This window comes from Moraxella sp. CTOTU49097, assembly GCF_032064105.1.
Lineage (GTDB): Bacteria > Pseudomonadota > Gammaproteobacteria > Pseudomonadales > Moraxellaceae > Faucicola > Faucicola osloensis_B.
The window spans coordinates 1-24,271 of record NZ_DAMBOA010000012.1 but is presented as its reverse complement, the minus strand read 5'-3'; the positions used below and the strand labels follow the sequence as shown (position 1 = coordinate 24,271).

Below are 24,271 nucleotides of genomic sequence, written 5' to 3'. Positions count from 1 at the left end.
ATAGTAGGCGCTTGAATTCTGATAGAGCGTTGTTTTTACGGATAAAGCGCCTATTCACATCCCCAAATTTTTGTTATGTTATACCCTATGCACTTATTGATTAATTAACACTGACTTAACTATTGGTTTTAATTAATTTTTATCTATTGCGCAATACCACTGTTATTAATATAGAATTATCAATATTTTGTTATCAATATAAAGGATACCTGTTATGCCACAAACCAAATACGATTTACCTATCGCAGACCAAGCCGCTGCGGATGAAATCATCAAAAAAACCGAAGACATCAAAGGGGTCAAATTTGTCAACGTTAACCCTAATGGTACCATCGTTGTGACCCATGGTGATGACTTTGATGAGGCTGCATTTAAAGCGGCTGCAGGTATCTAGCGGCTAGTCTTGATAAGCGACTAGGTTTGATTTCTAGTTTTATTGCCTGTATGTTTTATTGCATAGATTTTTGACTGCACAAAAGCTGACTTCGGTCAGCTTTTTTATTGGCTAAAATTTGCCATTAATTGTTCATTCAATCGTCATACGGTTGTCACCTTAGTCAGCTAATGTTTCCTAGTTACGTCACTCATTTTTATCACATTTTGGCTTTGCCTAACCTTGAGGAAATCCCATGACCAAACCGCCTGCTGAGCAAAATTCTCCTATCCACAATTTGCTTAAAGACACCCAGCCATCAACCCCAAGTATCAACCGTCGCCGTTTTTTACAATCTACCTCGCTTGCGACTGCCGCAGGTGCATCGATGATGCTAGCGGGCTGTAATAATGACAATGATGATAATGATAACACAGCGCAGGTTAGCTTTTTACATGGCGTAGCCAGTGGTGACCCGCTTGCTGACAAAGTGATTTTATGGACTCGTGTGACACCGACGAACAGTGGCAGCAGCCTTGATGTCGATTGGCAAATTGCCAGTGATAATGCGTTTAACACCATCATCCATAAAGGCACGAGCAAAACAAACGGTGGGCAAGATTATACGGTCAAAGTGGATGCCACGGGTTTACAGCCGAATACCCCTTACTTTTATCGATTTATATGTGGTGGTGTCACCAGTCCGATTGGTAAAACCAAAACCCTACCTGTCACGAATGTCAATCAAGTGAAACTTGCGGTAGTGAGCTGTTCAAACTATCCTGCAGGCTATTTTCATGCGTATGCCGATATTGCCAAGCGCAGCGATGTCGATGTGCTGCTCCACTTAGGTGATTATATCTATGAATATGGTCGCCATACTATCGATGAGCAAGGTAAAACGGTGCCTGCCTATGCTTCAAGCCAGGCCGCCCAGCTCAATCGTGAAGTCATTCCAGTGGAAGAATTGCTCACCATTACTGGCTATCGCTTGCGCTATGCCCAATATCGTACCGATAAAGATTTGCAGGCTGTACATGCCACCATGCCAATGATTGCGGTATGGGACGACCACGAGATTAGTAATGACACTTATAAAGCAGGTGCTGAAAACCACCAACCCAATGAAGGCGATTGGAATCAGCGCAAAATGGACGCCATGAAAGCCTATCATGAATGGATGCCCACGCGTAATAGTGTGATGACGCAAATTTATCGCAGTTTTGATTTTGGTAATTTACTCAGTCTGCATATGCTAGACACCCGTGTCATTGCCCGTGACAAACAGCTAGATTACAATAATTTTTTAATTAAAGATGCCAATGGCCAGCTCACTTTAGATAGCGCAAAATTCACCGCAGCAATGCAAGATACCAGTCGCCAATTGATCGGTTTGCCACAACAAAATTGGCTGGCAGGTCAATTGCAAGCGTCAAAGTCGACTTGGCAAATTTTGGGTCAGCAAGTGGTGATGGGGCAGATGTTTATTCCTGCCCCCGTACTGCTCAACTTCATGAATCCTGCCTTGGGGGTAGATGCCGTCACTTATCTGACCCTAATGCAAAAAGCGCAGACAGCGCCCACGACCTTGACGCCGCAAGAGCAGAGTGTGGTACAACAGTTGCAGCAAGCCCCATTCATCCCTTATAACCTAGATGCATGGGATGGTTACGCGGTGGCACGCGAGATGATTTATGGTATTGCCAACGCGATGCAAAAAAACTTAGTGGTATTGGCAGGCGATACCCATAATGCTTGGGCGAATAATCTAGTCAATGTCAAAGGTGAACCCGTCGGGGTGGAGTTTGCGGTACAGTCAGTGACATCGCCAGGTTTTGAAGAATACTTAGCAACAGTTGACCCAAAACAGTTAGCACTGGGGTTACCTATGCTGGTCAAAGGTGGTACGTTAAAATGGTGTGACACCTCTCAGCGCGGTTATATGATTGTGACAGTGACCCCTGAGCAATGCACTAGCGACTGGGTATTTGTCAGTGATATCACCAAGCCCACTTATTCAAGCAGTATTGGTAAAACCATGCGTGTCAAAGTGGGTGAGCCTTATTTGGTTTAAACAACTTTAACAAAACCCAATAAAAAAGCCGCTAACATTAGCGGCTTTTTTTGATAAATCCTTACATATTTGGGTAGTTTGGACCACCACCGCCTTCTGGCGTGACCCACGTGATGTTTTGTGAGGGGTCTTTGATATCACAAGTTTTACAGTGCACACAGTTTTGTGAGTTGATTACAAATTTTGCGCCGCTGTCACTTTGTACCACTTCATATACCCCTGCTGGGCAATAACGCTGTGCTGGCTCAGCAAAGATTTTGAGGTTACGCTTAATTGGTACCTCTGGATCGGTTAATTTCAAGTGACAAGGTTGATCTTCAGCGTGGTTGGTATTGGAGATAAACACGGAAGATAATTTATCAAAGGTTAGCTTACCATCGGGCTTTGGATACTCAGGGATATAAGCGTGGTCTGCGCGCTCAAGCACATCGTAGTCAGGCATTCTGTCACGAATAGTCAGAGGCATTTTACCCTTAAATATATTTTGCTCTAGGAAGTTGAACGCACCACCCATCCAGATACCCATGCGGTGCATCGCATTTGCGAAGTTACGCGCTTGGTACATGTCGTTGTAGAGCCAGGATGCTTTGAATTTTTGCTCATAGGTTGGCACTTCGTCATGTTGACGGCCGGCAGCAATCGCTTCATACACGGCTTCCGCGGCTAACATACCTGATTTGATGGCGGTATGAGTACCTTTGATTTTTGCTGGGTTTAGGAAACCTGCATCGTCACCTACTAATACACCACCGGCAAAATACAATTTTGGTAATGAGTTTAAACCGCCTTTGGTCAAGGCACGCGCACCGTAAGATAAGCGTTTACCACCTTCTAAAATATTGCGAATGAGCGGGTGGGTTTTTAGACGTTGTAACTCATCAAATGGCGATAGGTAAGGGTTGTGATAAGACAAGTCAATCACCATACCAAATGACACTTGGTTGTTTTCATCAAAGTATAACCACCAACCACCATTACTATGCGTCTCGCTAAGTGGCCAACCTGAACCGTGCAGCACCATGCCTTCTTGGTGTTTGGCAGGGTCAATTTCCCAAAGCTCTTTTAAGCCAATCCCGTAGTGCTGCGGGTCTTTGCCTTCTGATAGGTTAAAACGGCTGATTAAGCGTTTACCTAAGTGACCACGGCACCCTTCAGCAAAAATGGTGTATTTTGCCAGTAGCTCATAGCCTGGCTCATAGCCTGATTTTGGTTGACCTTCGGCATTGACGCCCATGTCACCTGTCAATACGCCACGAACAGAACCATCTTCGTTGTAGAGAATTTCAGCGGCAGAAAAACCTGGGAACATCATCACTTCAAGCTCTTCGGCTTGGGTAGCTAACCAACGTACAAGGTTACCCAATGAGATAATGTAATTGCCGTGGTTGTGCATCAAGCTTGGGACGATTTTTTCTGGCAATTCGCGGTATTTGGTCTCATTTTTGAGCATGTAGACGCGGTCACCTTTGGTTTGCACGCGAACGGGCGCACCTTTTTCTTTCCAATCAGGAATCAGTTCAGTCAGTGCGTTAGGCTCCATGACCGCACCTGATAAGATATGGGCACCAAATTCTGACCCTTTTTCAACGATACACACGCTAAAATCAGGATTGCCAGCAGCAATGGCAAGTTGACGTAGACGAATTGCCGCAGATAGACCTGAAGGTCCGCCACCCACGATAACTACGTCAAACTCCATTTGCTCGCGTTCGATGTCTTGCATACAAACTCCTTAGAAAAATAAAATTCAGTGATGACAACTTGCTTAACCTTGCGCGCATTGTTTAACCCAATGCGGTTTATCAGCTTATATCTGACAATTCATCAACATAAGTCGCATCACGATGATTTTTGCAAGGCTAGTGATTGGGAAGGTTAGCCTTTGATTATCAGTTCATCAAATAATTGCTGGCACAGGCTGGCAATGTTATCAATGGTTTTCTTGATTTTAACATATAATGAATCGTTATATGAATTCAGAAAAAATACTACTTAGTATAATAGATTAACCGTTTAACCACCTAATATTTTTGCAGGAGAAAATGACTGCCGGGCTTAATTTATCGTATCTAATCTGGCTTGTCTTATGCTATCTGTCACCTTTATATACAATAAATCGACACAGGTACTAACAGCGACTATTTGAAACCCAGCGTTGAATTGACTACTATGTACCACAAAGTGATGTCAACACAGCGCATCATGGCATTCATAAACCCATACAATACTCTAAATCCTAATCTAAATAAAAACTACCATAATATGAGCTATAAAATGACTAATAATGATAATGTAGCATCTAAACCCAGCTTTGATATTAATTTTGATACTAGCGTTGATATAGGCGAGCTAAGCCAACAAATCGAGCAATCGGTCGCTTCGCAATCGGTCACTTCACAAGCGGTAGCAAACGCAAATCATCCGACACGCCAAATTCCACCGCTTGAAAAATGGCAACCCAAACTCAGCGGTACGATGGATGTGGTGGTCAAAGCCAATGGCGAGTGGTGGCATGAAGGCAGTCAAATCACCCGGCAGCTACTCATTGATCTGTTTGCCAAAGTATTATGGTCAGAGGTTGATGACAACCACCACGTTGAGTATTTTTTAAAAACCCCTGTTGAGAAATGGCAAATCCAAGTAGAAGACGCGCCACTGCTAGTGAATCAAGTGGACGTCATTACCCAGCAATTTGGCGCTACTAGCAAACCTGTGTTGCAGTTCACCACCACGCAAGGCGATGTGGTGATTGCTGACGAGCAGCATCCGATCCGTTTGGGTCTGCCATTTACTCATGCTACTCCGCATGATGCTGACTTACAGCAAAAACAAGTCAGCCAGCCTTATCTGTTGGTGCGCCAAAATGGTGACTCAGCATTATACGGACTCATTCATCGCAATGTGTTTTACCATTTGATTGAACTGGGTGAGTTGGTGGAGGGTGAAGAGGGTACGTCATTGATTTTGCACAGTGGTGATAGCACTTTTACCTTGACCATGACCGCATAAGTCTCAGCGTTAACCAAACTGTTGATAAGTTTTGAGCAAGTAAAGTGACGAATGGGCTGTCAAATTCGGCAACTGCATTTTTTTGTAGTGAGCGTCTAAAAATTGGTATAAGATAGTGGTCTATTTTATGGGTAGGCGATTATTTTGCGGTTCAAAATAGCGGCACCCTGCGAGTTGGACTGATTAGGCTATGGTAGAGTTAGCAAGCGCGCCGATAGGCGTATTTGATTCTGGGTTGGGCGGATTGTCGGTATTGACCCATTTGCAGCGACGCTTGCCATTTGAACGTTATATCTATCTCGCCGATACCCTGCACGTACCATATGGCTCACGCAGTGAAGCAGAGATTCGTGAACTTACCTTGCAGGCAGTGGACTGGCTACATTCGCAAGGCTGTAAACTTATTGTGATAGCTTGCAATAGTGCCTCTGCGCATGGATTACAGGCGGCAAGGCGGCAGTATCCTCAAGTGCCGATTGTCGGCTTAGTCCCTGCATTAAAACCTGCGGTGATGCAATCGGTCACCAAGCAAGTTGCGGTGTTGGCAACCCCAGCGACCTTGCACGGGTATTTACTTAATGAAGTCATTGAACAAGTCGCCAAACCGCAGCAAGTGACTGTCCACAAATATAGTTTTAACAGCCTAGTGCCTTGGGTGGAGTTGGGTATGCCAAGCAATCACCTAGCCGTGACTGATTTAGATCACTTGCTAAGTGAGTTACAGGATAAAAAAGTAGACCAACTGGTACTGGGCTGTACCCATTTTCCTTTTTTTAAAGCCTATTTGGCAAAGCGTATCGATGAGATGATGACCCACCAAGCTATGGGGCAAGTAGCATTGATTGATTCAGGGGATGCCATTGCCAAACGCGTGCATGATTTGCTTGAGCAAGCCAATCAGCTTGCCTCTCATAAAGAGCGACTACGGTTACAGTTTTATGCCACCGCCAACTTACCCACTACTGAGCAGGCAGCAACGCGTCTGTTGCAGCGATTTTTGCCAGAGTTGGGGATTGATTTTTTTACCTTGTGTGTGACTCAACATCGCGCAGTGTATTGAGTTTGTTGGTTAGTCAGCATGGCTTTTTACCCTTTTAGCCTTTAACGATTTAACTTTTAACGATTCAGCTTTTAACCCTTTACTTTTTTAATTAATTGCGTTCATTAGAGCGTTATGGAGAAGATAGCATGTCTCAAAAGAAACGTTATCATATTCATATCTCTTTGGTGAGAAATGAAAATGTCAACTTAGAGAACGCGCTAGAGTATGCGCTATCGACAGATTATTTTTTGACTTGGGATTTGCTTGCGACCCATACCAATTTTGTTGAATACAGCCGCCAACAAATTGACCAATGTGATTATATGATTTTTATTTTGGGCAATGATTACGGTCATTTAAGCCTATCCGGTGTCAGTTATCTGCACTTATCTTATATCTATGCGTCTTCAAAACGTGTGCCAATGATTGCGTTAGTCAATACCCAGCCAAGCCAACATGAGCTATTACGTCAACGGTTGGATCTGTTTAATTTGGTGATTAAAGAACAAGGTTCGCGGGCCATTCATTTCGATCAGACCCATGATGGCGTGCCAGACTGTGTGCGAATGCTTGAGGAAATCAAAGAGAAGTTTCCGCGGTCAGGTTGGGTCAAAGACACCCATCCATTAAGGGCGCTACCGACAGGCGCTAGTGGTGATTTGAAGTCAGTTTTTGTCTCGGATAGATTTCATATCCGTAATAGCGTGCAACCCGCCTTAACGGCCAGTAGTCTAGAGCGCGATCAAAAGCCGCTTGAACTTGAAGTCAGACCGACCCAAGTCACGCCAAAAGCGCTCAATGAAGTGTTATTGGTGAACTATACCGCACACGCGTTTGAAGGCGGCAACTTGCAAGAAATCAGCGCGGCTTATACATTTAGCTGGGGCAATATTGTGCAAATGCTACAAGCATTACCGCAGCCGTTTACCAGTAATATGATGTTGACCCAAATTAATGATGCCCTCAAAGATGCTGCGATGGCAGAAGCGCTCAAAATCTCACCCAAAATCCATGCCGTCTCTCGCTGTCAAATTAGCAATATTGATTATCAATGGATCAAAAGCCAACTGGTGAAAAAACAATGGTTGGTCTCGGTCAAAGAAGAACGAAGTATCCGCGAGCTGTGGCAGATTAACATCATTGTACAAGCTTAATCCGTCATTTTTAACACGCCTTTTTTAGTGTTTTATTTCAGTATTTTACCCAAGTATTTTATATCAGCTTTCACCAAGCCATAATTTACTCATGTCATGATAATGTTATACAGACCTGCTAACTAGCGTCACATTTGTTTGTGTTATGATAAGCCCACAACACATATAACGATAACATTGAGGATAAAAGAGGAGAAAATTATGAGCAATCATGTGACCCAACAAGCAGACGATCTTGAAAACAACATCAACCAACTTGAAGATACCATGCACGAAGCCCAGCAGTTTCGCACCCTTGAAGAGCAAGTCGAAGACATGAAACGCCGTGGCATCAACCCACGCGATAACTTCAAAAAGTGGGATGAAGACGAAGAGGACAATTGGGGCAGCAATTCAAAAGGTGAAGTCAAACCGATCCAAATGGATGATGGTGAAGAGCCCACCCCGCCACCTATTGTATAAGGTTGTCCCATGTGGGGATATTAACAAAACCGTGTCACTATCAACAAAAAACCCTTAATGCTGACATTAAGGGTTTTTTATTGGGGGATAAAAAATTAATAAACATTGTAGATGACTAAGTTTCAAATATCTCAGGTTTAAATCATTTAAGGTTTAATGCTTAACACTGAAACACTAAGGTTTCAATGACTAGGGCGTTGTCACCCCACCTTGCCCATTATCAATACGATAGTAACTCGTGCGACCATTAGCATCGCGTATCACTTTAGTCGGCGTGGCAGTAACCGTTGAATTCGGTACAGACTGGTATCGAACCGGCGTTTGGGTTGGGTATTGGTTTGGATACTGAGCATTGCCTGTTGGCTGAGTCACTAGCATACGGTAGAGTTTCATACCCGCACGACCATCAGGGTTGACACCTTGCTGACGCTGAAAATCTTGAATCGCATAACGTGATTTATCGCCAATCATGCCATCAGCTTGACCAATATCATACCCACGATTAAGTAGTGCTTGCTGAATTTCACGGGCTTGACGGCGACTAATACCGGCATCATCCGTGGGCCAAGGTGTGACAAAGCCGACGTTGCTAGTACGGTTTTGGCTAATCATATCGGACAAATGCGCAATCGCTAGCGCGTAGTTCTCTGACGCATTGTAACTATAAAACGCATCAAAGTTTTTACCCACTAAGAACGCCGGGCCTTTACTACCTGCAGGTAATAGCAATCCTGCACTATCAAGGCTAGAGGGTAGCGGCTGACCATTGGCAAGGGTCAGACCTTGATTGCGCCAGTAGCTCATCGGTTTTTTGGCTTTGCGGTTGCTATCTGCCCAAAACCCTGCAGGCAGCTTGACCTCAAACCCCCAAGGCTCGCCCGTGCGATAACCTGCTTTATCCAAGAAATTGGCCGTTGACGCGAGCGCATCAGCTTGGCTGTTGACCAAATCTTTACGTCCATCACCATCAAAATCTTGCGCCAAGCGTAAGAAGGTACTTGGCATAAACTGGGTTTGCCCAAACGCCCCTGCCCATGAGCCAGTCATATCATCACGGCGGATGTCACCATTTTGCAAGATACGCAGCGCATTAGCGTATTCCGTGCGAAAGTACGATTGACGACGATCAAAGCAAGACAGGGTCGCTAACGACTGGATTAAGTCTTTTTTACCCAGCTGTTTACCAAAGTTAGATTCCACCCCCCAAACACCGAGTACATCCGTTCCTTTCACGCCATAGCGCTGCTCGATGCGGCTTAACGTACTTTGCAGTTGGTTTTTGGCATTGATACCGTCTTGCACACGCTCTTCATCGACCAAACCTGAGAGATAGTCCCATACTTCTTTTTGAAACTCAGGTTGATAGTTGAGCGAGACAATCACACTAGGGTCAGGCTCAGTGGGGCGATATTGCTCTAAAGTGCTCGCTACACCGCGAAAGGTGCTGCTGTTTTTGAGATTGGATAAACACTGTTGAAACTGGGCATTGCTAAGATTAGGCGGTGTCGGTGCGGCATTGGCTTGGCTAATCATCGCCACGCCTGCCAGCGCCATAAAAATCGGAAGTAAACGCATAACAAACCTTGAATAGTGACAGATAAAGACATCAACAAACGGGGTGAATTTTGACTCATTCAAGGGTATAAAAAAAGCTTGCTTAGTGAAAGGAGTAAATGCATTTAATTACATTTTTTCACATTGGGTGATAAAGCGTTAATTTTTGCACGGTTTTGGTAAGTTTAATTGTTGAACTCAAAAAAATTGGGCATTAACGGTGTAAAGCCCAATTTTGAAAGGATTAACGCAGTATCAACAAAGTATCAATAAAATAACAATACGCGTTATTGTTCAATCATAAAACCGCTAAAATATTGTTTGAGCTTGGCAAGCTTGGGCGGAATCACAAAGTTGCAATAGCTTTGGGTCGGGTTGTTGGCGTAATAGTCCTGGTGGTAGTCTTCGGCAGGGAAAAACTGCGCAGCAGGATGGACTTCGGTCACCACCTTGATGCCTTGCTCATCGCGAAGCTCACCAATCACACGGTCAATGGTCGGTTTTTGCTGCGCTTCATCGGTGTAAAACACCACAGAGGCATATTGTCTGCCGACATCATTACCTTGACGGTCTTGTGTTGTTGGATCATGGGTGGCAAAGAAAATATCTAATACCGTCTCAAGCGGAATAATGGTCTCATCAAAATCGACTTTAATCACTTCGATATGACCGGTATCGCCGCCACAGACGGCTTTGTAATTGGCGCTTACTTCATCACCACCCATATAGCCTGATGTGACATCGGTCACACCTTTGACATGGCTAAATACTGATTCGGTACACCAAAAACAGCCACCACCTAAAATAATCGTTTGCATAACAGTACCTTTTTATGGTTATCTCATTGGTTTGATATAAGGGTTAAAATAAATTATTAAAAGTAAAACGGGTGAAAATGTTAGAATAGCAAAGTTTACTCGCCATTCAAGTTAGGCAATGTAAACCAAGTTTCCGCTATCTAAAAACCTGGCAGTTTAAGCGTTTCTTAAGCGCTTCATCGTTGAAGCGCGCATAAAACTGTCAGCGATACTAAGTCAGCGATACTGAGTCTTAGTAACGCTCAATCAGCCATAGTGAGTCAGCCGCATGAGTCAGCCCCAAGCCAAACCACCCCACGATATATTATTTACCACGCCGCTAGATGCCAATGCGCGGTTTAGCTTTGATGAGCAAGTGGTGGCTTGTTTTCCCGATATGATTCGCCGTAGTGTGCCTGGGTATGGGCAGATGCTCGCCATGTTACCGATTTTTGCCAAACGCCATTGCCAGTTTCGCCAAACCAATAGCGACGGCAATAAAGTCAGCCGCGTCTATGATTTGGGCTGTTCACTCGGGGCGGTGAGTTTTGCGCTCGCAGGCGAGTTTGCGCCGCAAGATTTGCAAATCAAAGCCATTGATATCTCAGAGCCGATGATCACCAAAGCGCAAAGTGTACTGATGCAGCATTATCCTGAGCATGATATCGAGCTGATTTGTGCCGATGTGTGTGGGGTGGCGTTTGAGCGGTGCGATATGATTGTGCTCAATTTAACCTTGCAGTTTTTATCCCCTGACAAGCGCGAGCAGTTACTCAAACGCTGTTATGATGCTTTAGTTGAAGGCGGTATTTTGATTTTGACCGAAAAAACCCATTTGCTCGATGAAGCGGACGATGCCTGGCGCGTTGAGCGGTATTATGATTTTAAACGCGCCAATGGCTATAGTGAGATGGAAATCAGTGGTAAACGCAATGCACTGGAGAATGTACTTATCACCGATACCCTCGATTTTCATCATCAGCGTCTAGCAATGGTGGGGTTTGACCGCCATTTGACGTGGTTTCAGTTTTTAAACTTCGCGTCGATTATTGCGTTTAAGTGATGATTACCCTTAAAAGATGAAAACCTGTCAATCCTAAAAGAGTCCACCATGAACTATACCATCAAAACTGCTGAAACCGACGTCTATCTTACCTTGCTGCAATTGGCGGAAAAATACCCAGTTGCCAATGAATGGCTTGCCCAGTTGCCCAACTGGCTGGCTACCGTCAAAGACAAATCACGCTACGCCCATGCGCCATTTTATCAATCGCTCATTGAGCGCTTGCCCGTGGTTGACAACGCGCAAGTAGACCTAAATCAACCCTGTATCACCGCAGCATTTGACTGGCAAGAGAGTGAATACAAACAAACCCATGCGCTACTCAAACGTTTGATGCCGTGGCGCAAAGGCGGTTTTTTACTGGGTCGAGATGACCGGCAAATCCATATTGATACCGAATGGCGCAGTGACTGGAAATGGGATAGGGTGTTGCCGCATATCAGCCCACTTCACGGCAAACGCGTGCTAGACGTGGGCGGCGGTTCGGGTTATCACGGCTGGCGTATGGCGGGCGCAGGGGCAAGCACGGTGATTGTGATCGACCCATCGTGTCTGTTTTATCACCAGTTTATGGCGATTCGGCATTTCGTCAGAGACGCTGACCGTAACGATTTTGGACGCAACAGGGTGCACTATGTGCCCGTACCGCTTGAAGCCTTGCCCAATCCTAGCTTGACTAGCGGGCAAGCGGGGTTGTTTCATACCGTGTTTAGTATGGGCGTGCTGTATCACCGCGCGTCACCGTTTGAGCATCTTGAGCAGTTATACCATCAGCTAGCAAAAGGCGGAGAATTGGTACTAGAAACCCTAGTGATTGAAGGGGACGCAACATCCGTGTTAGTGCCAAGTGAGCGCTATGCACAGATGAATAACGTGTATTTTATTCCATCGGTTGCGGCACTGTCGCTATGGCTGTACAAAGTAGGCTTTGTGGAAGTGCGCTGTGTCGATGTGGATGTGACATCGACGGATGAACAACGCAAAACCGACTGGATGGATTATCAATCTTTAAGCGATTTTCTTGACCCCAATGATAGCAGCAAAACCATCGAGGGCTATCAACGCCCGACCCGTGCGGTGATGATAGCCAAACGACCGTAACGGCACATGAACAAGTAACAAGGGTCATACGCTTTGGGGTAATGGCGTTTTAGGCCAGTAAGGTTTAGCGTAGGGGAGTTTAAAGCGTCCTACTAAAATACCACTCCAAGACCATTTTGATGAGAAAGCCAAAAAAACCGCCGCCCAGTGCCAAAAAAATCCAAAATGTGCCTTGTTTGCCTGCATTGTTTTTCTTGGAAATATCGTACATGATAAAAAATAAAAACGCGATAAAGATAGGCAGCAGCACATACATGCCAAGTTTGGTGATTAACTCACTAGAGACTAAAACAAACATGTTATTATCCTATGATTGTCATCAGACATTACAAAATTTTAGCGCATATTATACGCTAAAAAACCGCGTTTCCTTGTAATGGCATGTATCTTTTGACAGGATTATAATGAAAAAACCATCAAAAATTGGTATATTGAACGCCAAAATCCATGCCCATCGATTGTGAGCGAGTGATAGCCTCAAATGGGTGGTGATTCATTGATTTATCGTGCTTTTTTAGCTATCAACCCTGCAACAAAACCTGTGAGCCAACAAAGAGAATTTCCATGTCAGAACAACAACCCGTCATTTCGCAAGCCTTAGCATTAGTGGTGGAATCACTAAAACAACAGCAAATTTTGCCAATCGATTGGGTTGATAACAGTACCATCAGCCGCACCAAAGACCAGGCGCACGGCGATTTTGCCAGTAACCTTGCTATGATAGCTGCCAAGACTGCCAAGAAAAACCCGCGTGAACTGGCGCAAACAATCGTGGCGATGTTGCCTGCTTCAAACATGATTAGCAAAGTTGAGATTGCAGGACCGGGGTTTATTAACTTTTTCTTAGATGATAATGCGCGTTTTGCCATCTTAGACACCATTATGGAGCAAAAAGGCGACTTCGGTACATCCGAAGAATTTGCTGGTCAAAAAATCCAAGTTGAGTTTGTCTCTGCCAACCCAACCTCAAGCCTGCATGTGGGTCACGGTCGCGGCGCTGCGTTTGGCATGAGCGTGGCCAATTTACTAGAGGCAGTTGGCTACCAAGTCGGGCGTGAGTATTATGTCAATGATGCAGGTCGTCAGATGGATATTTTGGCAACCAGTACCTATTTGCGCTACCTTGAGCTGTGCGGTGAGCCAATTGTATTTCCCACCAATGCGTACCAAGGGGATTATGTCAAAGATATTGCCAAACCCATCAAAAAACAGCATGGCGATAGCCTAAAAACCGCTTGGGAACATATGCTACTCAATGTACCTGCCGATGCCGAGTACCAAATCGATGCCAACGGCGAAAAAGTATGTATCTCAGGTGATAAAGAAGCCCATATTGACGGGCTGATTGCCAATGCCAAAGCCAATTTGGGCGATAACTATCAGATTTTTCATGAAGCCGCACTAAGTACCATCTTGGCAGATATCCAAGATGATTTGGCGGATTTTAATGTCCATTTTGACCAATGGTTTAGCGAAAAATCAATCCAAGATGCCATTGTGCCTGCTTTGGAATTATTAGAACAGCGGGGGTTTTTATACCAAAAAGACGGTAATTTGTGGTTTAAATCCACCGAATTTGGCGATGAAAAAGACCGTGTTGTCCGCCGTGCCAATGGTCAATTTACTTATTTTGCCTCGGATATCGCCTACCACAAAGACAAGCTTGACCGCGGCTATGACAAAATTATTGATGTGTGGGGCTCAGACCACCACGGCTACATCAAACGCGTGAAAGCGGCATTGACGGCGATGGGCTACGATGCGCAGCGTATGGATGTGATTTTGGTGCAGTTTGTCACCCTATGGCGCGGTACAGAGCAAATCCAGATGTCATCACGCTCAGGTCAGTTTGTGACCTTACGTGAACTGCGTCAAGAAGTCGGCAATGATGCCGCGCGCTTTTATTATGTCGCGCGTAAACCAGAACAGCACATTGACTTTGACTTAGAACTTGCCAAATCGCATACCAAAGATAATGCGGTGTATTATATTCAATATGCCCATGCGCGTATTTGCCGGGTGCTTGAGCGTACTGAAGAGCGCGGTATTAAGGTCGATGACAAAGCCGGCAAAGCCCACCAGCATCTGTTGACCCAACCTGTTGAAACGGATTTATTGAGCTTACTGGCTTCTTACCCTGAAGTGCTACGCCGTGCTGCGGTTAATTATGAGCCGCATTTATTGACCAATTACCTCAAAGATTTGGCAAGCTTGTTCCACGGTTGGTACAACGACAACCGTATCTTACCCAAAGATGGCGAAACCCCAACCCAAGATGAGCTGGACTTGATGCAAGCGCGTCTGCGGTTATCAAAGTCGGTACGCCAAGTGATTCAAAACGGCTTAATTTTGCTCGGATTAACGGCACCAACCAGTATGTGATATGATTAAGATACGCTAAAAACGCTGTAATATTACCGTATCCCATGTCGTAGGAGATGATGATGGCAAGACCCAAAGGAGCGACCCCGCGTAAAGCGCCAAGCACGATGTCGTTTTTTGCTGCCATGTTGGTGGGCATGATATTGACTGTGGGGATTGGACTGTTTGTTTATTTGTGGAATCCATTTAACCAAGGCAAAACCACGAGCAGCGATGAAGCGCCGATGGTGCAGCCAAAGGTGCAAGACAAACCCAAAACCAATAACTACGAGTTCTATGACTTACTCAAAGAACAGCAGGTCAGTGCAGTCCCCGACGAGGCTGCTGCCAGTCAGCCAGTCTCAGCGCAGCCTGATGTGGTGTTGACCCAAGCTGACAGCACCAGTGCGCCAAAATCAGCGAATGTCAGCGTGGTCGATAATCCCTTGTTGTCTGATGATAACGGTACCAAGCCACGCGCTTCAGCCAATAATAGCACGATAGACACCAGCACCGCTGCCGATGACAAAAGCAGTGCCGATGCCATTGTGATTGGCAATGAAGAGCCTACGCGGACTTATATTTTGCAAATCAATAGCTTTGATAATGCCGATGATGCCGATAAACGCCGTGCTGAAGTGCTAATGGCGGGGGTGGATGCCCAAATCGTCAAAAAACGCTTAAATAATGACCAAACCGTCTATCAAGTCATCTCTCGCGCCATGAGTAGCCCAGAAATGGCGGCACAAGCCCAACGCCAACTACAAAATAGCCGCATTGATTCATTGATTGTCGAGCAGCGTCGCTAGGCTGATTTGCAGGCAAAAAAACCGTGTTGCGATAACACGGTTTTTTATTGTTCGGTGGAATTAAGCTTTTTTACGACTAAATTTGCGTTGCTTTTTGTTTTGCAGTTCAGTCAAGGTGCGTTTGATTTCCTCATCAGTCAGTTGTGAAATTTGCTGTAAGATATGCATCACGTCCATATTGAGGATAAATCGCGCGCTTTTTGCCATGGTATGAATGCGAGCATCAAACTCAATCACCCCATCACCCGACACCGTAATATAGCCTAGACGCTCTAGCGCATCCATAAAGCTAGTAAACAAGGCACGGTCAAAAAAATCTGGCATGTCATCTTCGTATAGCACCGATAGACGCTGACCAAGCAGATGACCCAAATCAATCACTTGATCTTTGGTGAGTTTGCCTGAGCCTTGCTGACTCAGCAGCGCAAGTACCATAAAGTAGCGCTCTAGACTTTGCTCAACTGAATTGGCAAGTACTGTCAACTGCTGATAGCTACGGGTATTCGGCTCTGGCGTGGTCAGGATGCGATGACCGTCCGCATTCACCCCTTTGTCCACGATGATGTTTTCTTCGACCAACGTATCGATATGCTCACGCAAAGTGTCATTTAGGGTGCGCAGTGGATATTTCAAAAACAACTCTGCTTGCAAGAAGGGATACATGATACCCACCACCCGCTCAATGGTGTTTAGGCTCATGGTGCCATTACGCTGTATCAATGAGGCACACAGTGACGCGATGATATAAATATGCAAAATATTGTTGCGAAAATAGCTCAGTAGCGGCGCTTGACCGTCCGCAATACGAATCAAATCACCGAGCACATGTGGGGTGCGCTCGATGAGTTTAAGCTTGACGCCATAATTGATAATGGATTCTGGGCTTTGCTGGGTGATTGACACATCATCATCATACGGGATTTTTTCTGCAATACGTTGATACAGTGCCAACTGTTCACGACAGCTTTGCTCATCGAGTGCGCCATGGGGCGTATCGAGCAATACCAAAGCTAGTAAAGTGACTGGGTTAAGCACCGCAGAGCGGTTGATACGCTGCATGATTTTGATGCCCAAATTGTCAATCATGTGAGTGACATTGGCAGGCATATCACTATCGGTACGGTCTTTGGGTAGGGTATTTGGGGCAACCTCAAATTTTTTCATAAAATCAGCTAGATACAGTGGCTGACCAAAACTGACGTGCACATGACCGAAGATGCGCTCGATTTTTCGGCTGGCTTTTAACAGACCCAATAACGATTCAGATTCTTTGGGTTTACCTTTAAGCTCACCCACATAAGTGCCGCCTTCCATAATACGTTCATAACCAATGTAGGTCGGGATAAAGACAATCGGTTTGCCCGCTTGGCGCAGATGGCTTTGTACTGTCATCGCTAACATCCCTTTTTTGGGCGGTAACAAGCGACCTGAGCGCGAGCGTCCGCCTTCGATGAAGTACTCAATCGGCGTGTTGCGCATCAACATACTATGCACGTATTCACGAAACACCGCAGAGTATAGCGGATTGCCTTTAAAACTGCGACGCATAAAGAAAGCGCCACCATTGCGTAATATTTGACCTAGTACGGGGATGTTTAGGTTCTCGCCTGCGGCAACGTAGGGTACACGTAATCCACGTTTATAAATCACGTATGACAGCAACAGATAGTCCATGTGACTGCGGTGGCAAGGCACATAGATGATTTCATGGTCGGATGCCAGTTCGCGTACCCGTTCAAAGTGCGCCACTTCAACCCCGTCATACAACTGTGTCCATAGCCAGGTCAAAAAGCGGTCAAAAAAGCGCACGGTTGCAGACGAGTAATCACTGGCAATCTCGTTCAAATAGCCACGCGCCAGTTTTCGGCTTTTGGCGAGTTCACGCGAGTTTTCTTTGCTATCGACATTCACGGCATGCTGAATGGCAGGCGTATACAGAATTTTATCGACCACATTGCGACGGTCTGATAAGTCAGGACCTAAGATGGCTTCTTGTTTTTTATCCAAATAACCTTCTAAACGCTGTTGTACCCGCGCAGTGATGGTGTATAAATGATGGCGGTCTTCACTAGCAGTATCAGTGGATATTAGGTTATCGGCTTGCAGTGCAGGGTTTTTGCTAATCTCATCTTCGATGATGGCACGCAAATCTTTGGGTGAATGAAACTGCACATAGGTATCCCGCCCTTTGACCCCGATATTAAATAGCTGTTTACTGAGGCTAGGCACTTGCCATTCATCAGCCGTGAGGAGGTTAAACAGCGAATCTTCTTTTTCTGGGGCGCGCCCCCACAAGATAGTGACAGGGATAAAATCAATGTGTAGCGTTGGGTATCGCTCGACGGCTTCAATCAAGCGTAATAGGCGAGGTGAGAATACGGCACTGTTATCAGACAGTTTTTCTGTTTTATGGTGATGCAAAAAAATCATTGCAGTATTTTCATCAATACCATGCGCCCGATCGATGACATTGGCTAGGGCAGGGGGTAGGTCGTATTGTTTGGTTTCTAGGTCAATTAAAATACTGTTGCTACGAGAATACTCTTTGAGCACATAAAAGGTGAGCCGCTGGCTTGATGTATTGCTATCGCTTGCTGTCGGTAGCTTATCATCGCCACCATGGGTGCTAGTTTCGCTAATATTGGGGATGTCGCCGATAAGTTTGGATTTGACGGCGAGCCCCAATAATTTGCCAGAGACTTGTCGGTATAGATTTTTTAACAGCGGGGTCGCAGCAGGATGGGTACCTTTGTTGTTCGCTTCGGTAGTGCCTGAATTTTTCCCTACGTGATTCATAGTATGCCTAGTGATTGCGTGATTTTTTCGTAAGTTTTTTAAAGATAAATACAAGGTTTAAAAAATGTCTTATCATGCCATAGATTGATGAATTTCTAAACCTTATCACTCAAAAATTCTTGTATAATGAGTGACTTTAATTCATTTTATCTACCCAAAATAACGTTAATCATAAGAGTGTCTATGGCAAGCCAGCAAGATATAAACCATACCCATACGATTGATATCACTCAGCAACCACAGGTGCCCGTAACAGCCGTAACGCAGCAAGCGATTTGGCAGCAATTAGTCACGCAGTTATTAGAAACCTTAACCCTCGTACCGTATCAAGACAGTGTATTTATTGGGCAAAGCCACGACTATGTCGGTGCGCGTATTTTTGGTGGACAAGTACTGGGACAAGCATTGATGGCCGCCAGCCATACCGTAGAGCATTCAAAACCTTGCCACTCATTTCATGGCTATTTTTTGCGCGGTGGCGATATCAATAAGCCTGTATATTACCAAGTCGAGAAATTACGTGATGGTCGTAGCCTTGCCTCACGTCAAGTGACAGCACGCCAATATGATGATGATAACCAACCGAGCATAATTTTTACCATGATGGCGTCTTTTTCACCCTTTGAAGAAGGGCTTGAGTATCAACAAGCGATGCCAACGTATCCTACGCCAGATGTGTTGCTGACCGAGCAGCAGCTCAAAGACCAAGTGGTAGGCAAAATCCCTGATGCCCTAAAAGCGCGCTTTATGCGCCAGCGTCATATCGAAATCAAGCCAGTACAGCCGCGTGACCCGATTCATCCAAAAATCATGGAACCTAGCCAAGCCAACTGGCTACGTATTCCGCAGCTGGGTAAACAGTCAATTCAAGTGCAACAAGCACTGCTCGCATTTTCTTCGGATTTTTATTTGATTGGTACAGGGCTGATGCCACACGGGATTAGCTTTATGACTAAAGGGTTGCAAGCGGCAAGTATCGACCATAGTATGCATTTTCACCGCCCATTTGATATGAATGATTGGTTACTCTACAACATGTGGTGCGATACCACATCACAGTCAAAAAGCCTAAACCACGGTCAATTTTGGCAAAATGGCAAATTGGTCGCCACAACCCAGCAGCAAGGGTTAATGCGACTGCGCTAGTGATTCAATAGTTTTTATCTTGTGTTAACTCGTGTTAAATAGTAGCCGTATGAGAGAAAAAAATATGTCCAATCCCCCAATGAGTGATGCCGTCCGCCAAAACATCGCCCAACAAGACAATCACCCATTAAAAGGCTTTGCTGTTATCTATGAGCAAAAAGTGGAATGGGGCGATATGGATGCGTTCAATCATGTCAATAACGTGGTGTATTACAACTATGCCCAGCGCGCACGTATCCACTACCTTGAACAAGTCGATATGTTTAACTTACAAACTTATACCGTGCTCGCTTCGTCATCTTGCCAGTATTTAAATTCTGTCACTTTCCCCGATGTGCTTTGGATTGGCATTCGTGCCGAAAAAATAGGCAATACCAGCCTGACCCATGACTATGTTTACTTTAGCACGGCCCAGCAAAAAGTCGTCGCTACCGTATCGTCCGTCATTGTATTTTTTGACCAAAACGGCAAAAACAAGCAACCGATTTCTGATGGTCAACGCCAACAACTTGCCGAGTTAGAAAGTCATACGGTTTAACTGTCGCTAAAATTTAACTGTTACTAAAATTGTTAAAAAAAAGCCACAAGCTGCAATGCTTGTGGCTTTTTTTGTCTGGTGAATTACTCTTTGTGGTCTGGATTGGCAACGGTTTCGACCAAGTTTAGGTCAAATCCTGATAACGCGTTGAATTTGAGTGGTGATGACAGCAAACGCATATCACGCACGCCCAAATAACGTAAAATCTGTGAACCAACCCCAATGCTGCGGTAGGGTTGGTGATTAAGCGGTGAGTTGGGTTTGTCAGCGACAAAGTTATCGAGCGCTTCGCCCATATCAATTGCTTGCTGATGCCCAATCCAGACAAACACGCCACGCTCTGATTGGCTGATTTCTTTGAGCGAGGCATGGATATCCCAGTTACTCTTACCGCTGTTGGGTAGCTGCACGGTGAATAAATCGCGCAATGGCTGGAAGCTATGCACCCGCACAGTGCTCACGCCTTCTTGAGGGTTGCCTTTGACCAGTGCCAAATGGGTATCCTCTGAATTTTTTTCTTTAAAACGATAAGCAGTAAACTCACCAAACTCAGTTTGCATGGGGTAATTGGCGATAGCTTCTACCGTTTGCTCATTGGCAATACGGTAATTAATCAAATCAGCGATGGTGCCGATTTTTAAGCCATGTTCTTTGGCAAAAATCTCTAGGTCATCACGGCGCGCCATTTCGCCATCTTCTTTGATAATTTCACAAATCACTGCCGCAGGTTCAAGTCCTGCCAAGCGTGTTAGGTCACAGCCGGCTTCGGTATGACCGGCACGGTGTAGCACACCGCCATTTTGTGCCACGATTGGGAATATATGTCCCGGTTGTACAATGTCTTCGGGTTTAGCAGTCGAAGACACCGCTGTTTGGATGGTTCTGGCGCGATCCGCTGCTGAGATACCTGTGGTGACCCCTTCTGCCGCTTCAATCGATACCGTGAAGTTGGTGCTAAATTTAGCGCCATTTTTATCCGACATAAGCGGTAAATTGAGCTGTTCACTGCGGTCAGCGGTGATGGTCAAACACACCAAGCCACGCGCATGGGTAATCATAAAATTAATATCTTCTGGGCGTACATGGGTGGCTGCCATCAACAAGTCGCCTTCGTTTTCACGGTCTTCATCATCCATCAAAACGACCATTTTGCCTGCACGGATGTCATCGATAATTTCTGCCGTTGTATTAAATGCCATAAAAGTGCCTTCGTTAACGATTTATTAAAATAACATTGATTAAAAAACTGATTGAAAAACTGATTAACAAATAGGGACAGAAAATAAGCGCTATCAGCTAGTATTGTTCAAACTATTGTCTAAATTAACTTTAACAATCACCTTATCAAATTGGGTGAAGCTAGCATAGGCGCCCATTTCTTATTTGTGCGCTATTATAGCATTAACTCAGTAAGTCTAAGCAGTGAAATATTGATAGCCATACGCGCTGGTAGCGCACGCAGACATAAGGTTAGGGTAGATTAGTTGAAAAAATTAACAAAAAGTGGCGATTTTGTATAATTTTTGAGCAAAAATTAAAAAAAACTGGTATATTATTACTTAATAATTAATAAAAATTACATTCTTAATACGTTTGAAGAAAACGCTATTAAAAAGTCATAGACGTCTAACCGATTTATTTATCTAAGGAGCCTGTGATGTCAGTCTTTTATCTTATCTACACGAGCAAAATCACCTTACAAGCAAGTTTGCATACGATGACGTTGCCTGATATCTATCGTCAGTCAGTCGCGCGCAACACCCAGGCAAATGTCAATAGCGTACTATTTTTTAAGCAAGGCAACTTTTTACACTATATGGAAGGTAATGAGCGCACTATCACCCAACTATTTGACAAAATCAAAGCCGATAAAAGACACAAAAATATTCACGTCATTGCGCAGGGACAGGCGCCCAATGCGCTGTTTGGGCATTGGAAAATGCACTGCATCAATTTAGATAGCGTCAATGATATGGATGATGTCGATGATATCAGCCCCCTGCTCGATTATTTTGAAACTGCGCAATTTGATAGCGCCAGTGTGCCAAGGTTACTTGCGGATGTAGAAAACTATTATCGTTCGGGCAAATGGCAAAGGCATCAACATACTAACTTTGATAAGGGCAGTTATAGCCATGCCAAGCTGCGCCGATTGGGCTTTAAGCATCGCTATTTTTTGTGGATTCAGCTTGGGTTTTTGTTGGTGTTCTTGTTGCTGGTGATATACTGGGTATTACAGAATAGGGTTCATTTGGCTGCGCTAAATCATCCGTTGTCTGTTTTGACGGGTTTTTTAGCCGCCGCGCTTTAAGCATCGCTCTTTAGTCACCGCTTTTCAAAGATTGCCCTTTAGCCGCTGCTTTTTAACCACTGCTCTTTAACCACTGTATAAAGGCATAGGTTTGCTGTTCTTTGGCATTATCAGCAAAGTCAAACAACTGCGTGCCCATCAAATTATCGGGTAGATACTGCTGTGGGTGGTAGTGATTGGGGTAATCGTGCGGATAGACATAATTGGCGCCATAACCTTCGGCACGCATCAGCTTGGTGACGCCATTACGCAAATGTAGTGGTACAGGCGATTGGTCATTTTCAGCCAGTCGCATCGCTTTATTGATGGCCTGATAACTAGAATTGGATTTCGGCGATGTCGCCAAATACACCACCACTTGCCCCAAAATAATCCGCGCTTCAGGCATACCGATGCTCTGCACGCTTCGCAGTGCGGTATCGGCAAGTAGTAACGCATTGGGGTTGGCAAGTCCGATATCTTCACTTGCCAAAATCACCAACCGCCGTGCAATGAAGGCAGGGTCTTCGCCCGCTGTCAGCATCCGCGCCATCCAATACAGTGCCGCATCAGGGTCGCTACCGCGGACTGACTTAATCATCGCTGACACTAGGTCATAATGGCCATCACCCGATTTGTCGTAGCGTACCAGGCTTGCACCTGCCACCGCGATGACATTGTCATCAGTCACCACTATCGCTGATTGGCTGCCTTGCTTAAAATTGGGGCTCGATTGAATGGCGAGTTCAAGTAAATTTAACGCCTTACGCGCATCGCCTTGCGATAGCGCAAAAATCGCTTGGCTTGATTGTATTTCAATCTTAAATTGTTTAAAAACTGCATCATCGTCAATGGCACGTTGTAGTACTTGGCTGATTTCATCTTCGCTCAAAGGGTTGAGTCGATACACTTGGCAACGAGACAACAGCGCATTATTGACACTAAACGAGGGATTTTCAGTGGTCGCACCAATTAAAGTAATATCCCCAGACTCAACCGCGCCGAGGAGTGCATCTTGCTGGGCTTTGTTAAACCGATGAATCTCATCGACAAATACCACCGGCGGCTCGCCAAACAAGCCGTCATCTTTTGCCAGTACTTCACGCAGCTCTTTGACTCCTGCATTGATAGCCGAGAGCGGGCGAAAAGGACGACCCACTGCATCGGCTAATAGCATGGCTAAGGTGGTTTTGCCGATGCCTGCTTCCCCATGCAAAATAATGGATGGCAAGTAACCTTGCTCAACAATACGGCGAATCGGTGCGTTGGCACTGAGCAAATGGGTTTGTCCGATTACCTCGTCAAGCGACTTTGGGCGGACACGTTGGGCAAGGGGGATTTGAGCGATTTGATTCATCATTAGGGTATAAGTTTAACTGGATTACTTAGTCGAAGGTTTTCAGCGATTTCACTATTTTTTAGATTGGGATTGTAGTCAAGCGCGGTACTTATTTGGTAAAAGTAACTGCATCAAAAACAATGAGGGTTTTTTAAGAATTTTAGCATGCCTAAACGACAGCAGTAAGCTAACTTGTTTGATTTGTGTGACTACTTGAATTGAGAAATATTTTTACTTTGTTAAATAAAAATAAACAGTAATGATGTGAGGCTTAATGAGCCATATTTTTAAAAAAACTACAATATTGTTAGGTTGTGTTGAACATTTAATATACAAAAGAACATAATGAGGGAATTTTGATAA

At 44.9% G+C, this 24,271-nt stretch carries 20 protein-coding genes; 13 read left to right on the top strand and 7 right to left on the bottom strand.

What is annotated here, in order from left to right; all coding sequences use genetic code 11:
* Positions 1–214: 214 nt before the first annotated feature.
* Together RT064_RS08060 and RT064_RS08055 are read left to right on the top strand one after the other, a co-directional pair.
* Positions 215–394: a hypothetical protein gene (locus RT064_RS08060; protein ID WP_099807412.1), complete on the top strand. Its 180-nt coding sequence runs from the start codon at positions 215–217 to the stop codon at positions 392–394.
* A gap of 235 nt (positions 395–629) precedes the next feature.
* Positions 630–2,447 carry an alkaline phosphatase D family protein gene (locus tag RT064_RS08055; RefSeq protein WP_313062759.1) on the top strand — a complete coding sequence of 606 codons (1,818 nt, stop codon included), beginning with the start codon at positions 630–632 and terminating at the stop codon, positions 2,445–2,447.
* Between the two features lie 61 nt (positions 2,448–2,508).
* Here RT064_RS08055 and RT064_RS08050 read toward each other — a convergent pair whose 3' ends face one another.
* Positions 2,509–4,170, bottom strand: a complete 1,662-nt coding sequence (locus RT064_RS08050; RefSeq protein ID WP_007115862.1) for an electron transfer flavoprotein-ubiquinone oxidoreductase — start codon at positions 4,168–4,170, stop codon at positions 2,509–2,511.
* Between the two features lie 551 nt (positions 4,171–4,721).
* Here RT064_RS08050 and RT064_RS08045 point away from each other — a divergent pair.
* The 4 genes from RT064_RS08045 to RT064_RS08030 all read left to right on the top strand — a co-directional run bounded on the left by RT064_RS08045 (position 4,722) and on the right by RT064_RS08030 (position 8,114).
* On the top strand, positions 4,722–5,456 hold the full coding sequence (locus RT064_RS08045; protein WP_313062758.1) for a DUF1285 domain-containing protein: 735 nt from the start codon (positions 4,722–4,724) through the stop codon (positions 5,454–5,456).
* A 190-nt stretch (positions 5,457–5,646) separates the two neighbouring features.
* Positions 5,647–6,516 carry a glutamate racemase gene (gene murI, locus RT064_RS08040; RefSeq protein ID WP_313062757.1) on the top strand — a complete coding sequence of 290 codons (870 nt, stop codon included), beginning with the start codon at positions 5,647–5,649 and terminating at the stop codon, positions 6,514–6,516.
* A gap of 128 nt (positions 6,517–6,644) precedes the next feature.
* Positions 6,645–7,652, top strand: coding sequence for a DUF4062 domain-containing protein (locus tag RT064_RS08035; RefSeq protein WP_313062756.1), 1,008 nt, complete (start codon positions 6,645–6,647; stop codon positions 7,650–7,652).
* Between the two features lie 201 nt (positions 7,653–7,853).
* On the top strand, positions 7,854–8,114 hold the full coding sequence (locus RT064_RS08030; RefSeq protein WP_007115866.1) for a hypothetical protein: 261 nt from the start codon (positions 7,854–7,856) through the stop codon (positions 8,112–8,114).
* A gap of 189 nt (positions 8,115–8,303) precedes the next feature.
* Here RT064_RS08030 and RT064_RS08025 read toward each other — a convergent pair whose 3' ends face one another.
* Both RT064_RS08025 and msrA read right to left on the bottom strand, forming a co-directional pair.
* Complete coding sequence (locus RT064_RS08025; RefSeq protein ID WP_313062755.1) at positions 8,304–9,689, bottom strand: lytic murein transglycosylase; 1,386 nt, start codon at positions 9,687–9,689, stop codon at positions 8,304–8,306.
* Between the two features lie 266 nt (positions 9,690–9,955).
* Positions 9,956–10,486 carry a peptide-methionine (S)-S-oxide reductase MsrA gene (gene msrA / locus RT064_RS08020; protein WP_284034948.1) on the bottom strand — a complete coding sequence of 177 codons (531 nt, stop codon included), beginning with the start codon at positions 10,484–10,486 and terminating at the stop codon, positions 9,956–9,958.
* A 268-nt stretch (positions 10,487–10,754) separates the two neighbouring features.
* Between msrA and cmoA the strand changes: the two genes are divergently transcribed.
* Both cmoA and cmoB read left to right on the top strand, forming a co-directional pair.
* Positions 10,755–11,528 (top strand): carboxy-S-adenosyl-L-methionine synthase CmoA, encoded by a 774-nt coding sequence (gene cmoA / locus RT064_RS08015; protein WP_313062754.1) that lies wholly within the window; start codon positions 10,755–10,757, stop codon positions 11,526–11,528.
* A gap of 48 nt (positions 11,529–11,576) precedes the next feature.
* Positions 11,577–12,629, top strand: a complete 1,053-nt coding sequence (gene cmoB, locus RT064_RS08010) for a tRNA 5-methoxyuridine(34)/uridine 5-oxyacetic acid(34) synthase CmoB (protein ID WP_313062753.1) — start codon at positions 11,577–11,579, stop codon at positions 12,627–12,629.
* A gap of 79 nt (positions 12,630–12,708) precedes the next feature.
* Here cmoB and RT064_RS08005 read toward each other — a convergent pair whose 3' ends face one another.
* On the bottom strand, positions 12,709–12,927 hold the full coding sequence (locus tag RT064_RS08005; protein ID WP_007117392.1) for a DUF2788 domain-containing protein: 219 nt from the start codon (positions 12,925–12,927) through the stop codon (positions 12,709–12,711).
* Positions 12,928–13,193: 266 nt separating this feature from the next.
* On the opposite strand from RT064_RS08005, the gene argS reads away from it, so the two are divergent.
* Together argS and RT064_RS07995 are read left to right on the top strand one after the other, a co-directional pair.
* The gene (gene argS / locus RT064_RS08000) at positions 13,194–15,011 is read left to right on the top strand and encodes an arginine--tRNA ligase (RefSeq protein ID WP_313062752.1); all 1,818 of its coding nucleotides are present in this window, start codon (positions 13,194–13,196) and stop codon (positions 15,009–15,011) included.
* 62 nt (positions 15,012–15,073) lie between these two features.
* Entirely contained in the window at positions 15,074–15,799 is a 726-nt protein-coding gene (locus RT064_RS07995; RefSeq protein WP_312276743.1) for an SPOR domain-containing protein, read from the top strand.
* Positions 15,800–15,859: 60 nt separating this feature from the next.
* On the opposite strand, the gene plsB is transcribed toward RT064_RS07995, so the two are convergent.
* Positions 15,860–18,595: a glycerol-3-phosphate 1-O-acyltransferase PlsB gene (gene plsB, locus RT064_RS07990; RefSeq protein ID WP_313062751.1), complete on the bottom strand. Its 2,736-nt coding sequence runs from the start codon at positions 18,593–18,595 to the stop codon at positions 15,860–15,862.
* A 183-nt stretch (positions 18,596–18,778) separates the two neighbouring features.
* On the opposite strand from plsB, the gene RT064_RS07985 reads away from it, so the two are divergent.
* The gene (locus RT064_RS07985) at positions 18,779–19,741 is read left to right on the top strand and encodes an acyl-CoA thioesterase (RefSeq protein ID WP_313062750.1); all 963 of its coding nucleotides are present in this window, start codon (positions 18,779–18,781) and stop codon (positions 19,739–19,741) included.
* Between the two features lie 64 nt (positions 19,742–19,805).
* The gene (locus RT064_RS07980) at positions 19,806–20,279 is read left to right on the top strand and encodes an acyl-CoA thioesterase (protein WP_313062749.1); all 474 of its coding nucleotides are present in this window, start codon (positions 19,806–19,808) and stop codon (positions 20,277–20,279) included.
* An 83-nt stretch (positions 20,280–20,362) separates the two neighbouring features.
* Here RT064_RS07980 and ribBA read toward each other — a convergent pair whose 3' ends face one another.
* The gene (gene ribBA, locus RT064_RS07975; RefSeq protein WP_313062748.1) at positions 20,363–21,478 is read right to left on the bottom strand and encodes a bifunctional 3,4-dihydroxy-2-butanone-4-phosphate synthase/GTP cyclohydrolase II; all 1,116 of its coding nucleotides are present in this window, start codon (positions 21,476–21,478) and stop codon (positions 20,363–20,365) included.
* Between the two features lie 458 nt (positions 21,479–21,936).
* On the opposite strand from ribBA, the gene RT064_RS07970 reads away from it, so the two are divergent.
* Positions 21,937–22,590, top strand: a complete 654-nt coding sequence (locus tag RT064_RS07970) for a BLUF domain-containing protein (protein WP_313062747.1) — start codon at positions 21,937–21,939, stop codon at positions 22,588–22,590.
* Between the two features lie 52 nt (positions 22,591–22,642).
* On the opposite strand, the gene RT064_RS07965 is transcribed toward RT064_RS07970, so the two are convergent.
* Positions 22,643–23,929: a replication-associated recombination protein A gene (locus RT064_RS07965; protein ID WP_313062746.1), complete on the bottom strand. Its 1,287-nt coding sequence runs from the start codon at positions 23,927–23,929 to the stop codon at positions 22,643–22,645.
* Positions 23,930–24,271: the final 342 nt, after the last annotated feature.

What these genes read in the sequence shown, in the direction of transcription:
- RT064_RS08060 (WP_099807412.1), top strand. Translation starts at nt 215, where the DNA reads ATGCCACAAACCAAATACGATTTACCTATCGCAGACCAAGCCGCTGCG.
- RT064_RS08055 (WP_313062759.1), top strand. Translation starts at nt 630, where the DNA reads ATGACCAAACCGCCTGCTGAGCAAAATTCTCCTATCCACAATTTGCTT.
- RT064_RS08050 (WP_007115862.1), bottom strand. Translation starts at nt 4,170, where the DNA reads ATGCAAGACATCGAACGCGAGCAAATGGAGTTTGACGTAGTTATCGTG.
- RT064_RS08045 (WP_313062758.1), top strand. Translation starts at nt 4,722, where the DNA reads ATGACTAATAATGATAATGTAGCATCTAAACCCAGCTTTGATATTAAT.
- murI (WP_313062757.1), top strand. Translation starts at nt 5,647, where the DNA reads ATGGTAGAGTTAGCAAGCGCGCCGATAGGCGTATTTGATTCTGGGTTG.
- RT064_RS08035 (WP_313062756.1), top strand. Translation starts at nt 6,645, where the DNA reads ATGTCTCAAAAGAAACGTTATCATATTCATATCTCTTTGGTGAGAAAT.
- RT064_RS08030 (WP_007115866.1), top strand. Translation starts at nt 7,854, where the DNA reads ATGAGCAATCATGTGACCCAACAAGCAGACGATCTTGAAAACAACATC.
- RT064_RS08025 (WP_313062755.1), bottom strand. Translation starts at nt 9,689, where the DNA reads ATGCGTTTACTTCCGATTTTTATGGCGCTGGCAGGCGTGGCGATGATT.
- msrA (WP_284034948.1), bottom strand. Translation starts at nt 10,486, where the DNA reads ATGCAAACGATTATTTTAGGTGGTGGCTGTTTTTGGTGTACCGAATCA.
- cmoA (WP_313062754.1), top strand. Translation starts at nt 10,755, where the DNA reads ATGAGTCAGCCCCAAGCCAAACCACCCCACGATATATTATTTACCACG.
- cmoB (WP_313062753.1), top strand. Translation starts at nt 11,577, where the DNA reads ATGAACTATACCATCAAAACTGCTGAAACCGACGTCTATCTTACCTTG.
- RT064_RS08005 (WP_007117392.1), bottom strand. Translation starts at nt 12,927, where the DNA reads ATGTTTGTTTTAGTCTCTAGTGAGTTAATCACCAAACTTGGCATGTAT.
- argS (WP_313062752.1), top strand. Translation starts at nt 13,194, where the DNA reads ATGTCAGAACAACAACCCGTCATTTCGCAAGCCTTAGCATTAGTGGTG.
- RT064_RS07995 (WP_312276743.1), top strand. Translation starts at nt 15,074, where the DNA reads ATGGCAAGACCCAAAGGAGCGACCCCGCGTAAAGCGCCAAGCACGATG.
- plsB (WP_313062751.1), bottom strand. Translation starts at nt 18,595, where the DNA reads ATGAATCACGTAGGGAAAAATTCAGGCACTACCGAAGCGAACAACAAA.
- RT064_RS07985 (WP_313062750.1), top strand. Translation starts at nt 18,779, where the DNA reads ATGGCAAGCCAGCAAGATATAAACCATACCCATACGATTGATATCACT.
- RT064_RS07980 (WP_313062749.1), top strand. Translation starts at nt 19,806, where the DNA reads ATGTCCAATCCCCCAATGAGTGATGCCGTCCGCCAAAACATCGCCCAA.
- ribBA (WP_313062748.1), bottom strand. Translation starts at nt 21,478, where the DNA reads ATGGCATTTAATACAACGGCAGAAATTATCGATGACATCCGTGCAGGC.
- RT064_RS07970 (WP_313062747.1), top strand. Translation starts at nt 21,937, where the DNA reads ATGTCAGTCTTTTATCTTATCTACACGAGCAAAATCACCTTACAAGCA.
- RT064_RS07965 (WP_313062746.1), bottom strand. Translation starts at nt 23,929, where the DNA reads ATGATGAATCAAATCGCTCAAATCCCCCTTGCCCAACGTGTCCGCCCA.